We start from the raw sequence: 3,152 nt of genomic DNA, 5'->3' as shown, positions 1-3,152 counted from the left end.
CTGGTGCAACGAAATCTGTTTCAGCAATGTGAAATTCTCGACCTCATTGACCCGCGACGGCAACGCTTAAAACCAAACAATTCTAGCAGGCTATCTCTTCTAAATTAGCCGGACAGAAATGATTTTTCAAAGAAATGTTCCCTAATTGTCTTCGGGACAACACTTTTATTTGTAATTGAAAGGGTCTTTGGGGAATTGTTTTTAAAGTTGACAAGGATATCGCTACCAGCAGGCGATGCTTCAATAGCGTTAGCCAGCAGATTCGATATCATATTGTAAAAGTTTGTATCTTCTGTTGGAGCAACAAATTTATCTAAGCCAGTTACCATTCGGTCGTCACAACAAATGACAATTTTGCAACCTAATCTTTGCAAAGAGCTCTGCAGGCTGTCGACGACCTCTTTCGATATTCCAATTAAATCGTTCGGACTGAGGCTGCACCGATAACTCCCTTCCTCCATTTTGAATATATCCAAAGAGCTATTAATCATTTTTAGCATACGCCATCCAGACCTTTCGATATGATCTAAGTAATCATATTGTTCCAACGTCAGGTTGTCATCTTCTTTTAATATTTGCGGCAGGGCTACAATCGCGTTAAGTGGAGTCTTAAGGTCGTGGCGCAAAATTCGATCCACATCTTCCTTGAGGCGCTCAAAATCAATTTTTTCCGAAATATCATTCTTTATAGCCACGTAATTAACTATTTTGCCGAACCTGTCAGGAATTGGAGTTATAATTGTTGATTCCCAAAACAACTCTCCTCTTTTATTTTTATTGCATATTTCCCCACGCCAGGTCTTTCCATTGCTAATGGAGTCCCACATGTTTTTATAGAACTGTTGATCATGAACTCCAGATTTTACAATCCTCATGTTTTGGCCAATCACCTCCTCTTGCGAGTACCCCGTAATTTTACAAAACGAAGGATTTGAGTAGCATATACCACCACTTGAATCTGTTATAACAATAGATGCCGACGACGTCTCGATAGATAAGTAAAACTTTTGAAGCTCCTGCTCGTGTCTTCTTCGCTCAGTTATGTCAGTAACAAAAGTAACCTTTTTATATCTGCCATCAAAACTTTTGACTCTAACTGCATCGGCCAAAATTGTGAGATGTTTGCCGCTTTTCGTGACAACGTCCCACTCTCCACGCACTTCATCAATTCCCTCAATATACTTGTCGTGAAGCGCCTGCAGGGCTATTTTATGTTCATCTGGCACTACTATTGTAAAATTTCTCCCGATCAGTTCTTCATTAGTATATTCATACAATTCACAAAATGCTTTGTTGACATACTCAAAAGTTCCATGTTCATTGGTGACGCACACTCCTGTCGGAGTATTTTCAACCGCAATTTTGAAGATGTCTTCGCCAAGGGCAACACTGACATTTGATTTAACTTCGGCCATGTCTTGCCTCATTTCCTAGCTATCTTTATAAATTTGCAGTGGTGCAATTCCGTTTAGACAAGTTCTTCGAGTTCTTCTGGGCATGAGCAGCCAAGATTGGCGTCAGCAGGGAACGGACGGGGGCCACCTACCTGGGCTCTCGTTTCTGCGGCGGATGCACCTGAAATGCCCAAACGTCCTGAACCTGGGCCACGCAGAGCAGGACAAAACGATATAGTTGAAAATTCACAAAAGTCACTTGAAAATAAAATAAATAATTTTGAGATATTATCATACTTTTCTCAACCCATTGAGTGACTTTTGGAACAACCCCAGCAGACCACCCGGCCCTGGCAAAAAGCAGGGCCACCTTGCCGGGATGGGTTCCGTACTTTCAGCTATGCCGGTAACGGCGTAAAACACTTGGCACAAAAAGACACTAAACACACTGCCGCTCTTTAGTCAATTATTCAAGATAGTTGTTACATAAAGAATGAAAATGGCAGTGTCTTTTCCAAATCGATGGGCACCCTACTGATGCGGGCACTACTCCAAGGGAAATCGGGCTTTTACCCTGGGGGGGCCGTCCTGGAGCGGGGATGGGGGGGGGCAATCCCCAGCCCCACGGGGAAAGCCCCAGGAAGGGGCGTAGGACGGGAATCCAGGGGGTGTCCGGGGGCGAGGATGGGGAAGGCCCAAGGGACCAAGGGGACCGGGGCAATCCCCAGCCCCCTATGCCTCAATCGGCCTGCTCTTGCGCCAAACACTGCATCAGGGTCAGTCTTCGATGCCGGGGCGAGACCCAACGCATATGCCAACGGGCAGTGTTGACACCGGGTTCGTCATAAACATCTACATATCTCAACAAAAAATTCCATTACAGCAGAAATGCGCCTCAACTAAAATAGAAATAAACAAGCTGATTTCGTTATTTGGGGAAACGTGTCCTGCCTCCGGCAGGCCTCACCGCAAGCCTGGCACTCGCGCAGATTCAAGTGACTACAGGTACGAGAGCCACCAGTTTTTGTGCGAGGCTTTGTAGTCGGCGAACCATCTGCACACCGGGTATAGAATAAGGACTGCAACGACCCAGCCGGAATACGTCAGAAGAAGGTCGAATTGGAAATCGCGTGGCCAAACAGCTCCGGGTGGATTTGTAAAAAGCCAAGGTGCCTCGCCATATTTCCAGGTTGACCATATAACAGCCATGGCGTGGAGTAGAGGGAGATGCAGGACATAGAACAAAAAGGGGACTCGCCCAAATACCTTTGCAGGGGTTAGCCAGCCAGGGATTTGGGGACGGTCAAGAAGGGCCAGCAGCAAAAAGGCCGGGCCCATGGTCATGAGCAAATAGCTGACAGAGGGCGGGTATTTTTCGCAGGCGAGAAAGTCGAGAAAGGTAAAAAGGGGGGATGATTGGGCGGTCCAGGGTTTCAAATCTCCGTAGACGTTGATCCAACGCAAAAGCACAAAGCCGATGGTAAGGGCCAGCCCTGTTATAAAGAGCAATTTGCGTCTCTTATCCGAGTCCCATTTCACGATCGGACCGCACGCATACCCTGCGGACATAAGTCCAATCCAAGGAATCAGCGGGTAGACAACGAGAAGACGCACACCGTCAAACAACTGAACTGTCAAGGGCGGAGAGAAAGTGTACCGGCTGGCCGGAGTAAAAGTGTACCACCCGTTGTCAGAGAAAGGGCCCCGAGGGGCCCTTTCTGTCGATTTGATATCTCGGTTCTTTACCTTGGGGAAGGC

The 3,152-nt window shown here is 46.8% G+C and carries 2 protein-coding genes; both read right to left on the bottom strand.

Annotated elements, in window-relative coordinates; all coding sequences use genetic code 11:
• Positions 1 to 104 precede the first annotated feature (104 nt).
• The gene (locus GTA51_RS20160; RefSeq protein WP_160964277.1) at positions 105 to 1,415 is read right to left on the bottom strand and encodes a PAS domain-containing sensor histidine kinase; all 1,311 of its coding nucleotides are present in this window, start codon (positions 1,413 to 1,415) and stop codon (positions 105 to 107) included.
• A 978-nt stretch (positions 1,416 to 2,393) separates the two neighbouring features.
• Positions 2,394 to 3,152 (bottom strand): acetyltransferase domain-containing protein (locus GTA51_RS20155; RefSeq protein WP_500691078.1); only part of this gene is annotated, 759 nt, incomplete at its 5' end.

It is taken from the genome of Solidesulfovibrio aerotolerans (genome assembly GCF_009856865.1).
In the GTDB taxonomy this organism is placed as follows: domain Bacteria; phylum Desulfobacterota; class Desulfovibrionia; order Desulfovibrionales; family Desulfovibrionaceae; genus Solidesulfovibrio; species Solidesulfovibrio aerotolerans.
This window is presented reverse-complemented; position numbering and strand designations above follow the sequence as displayed.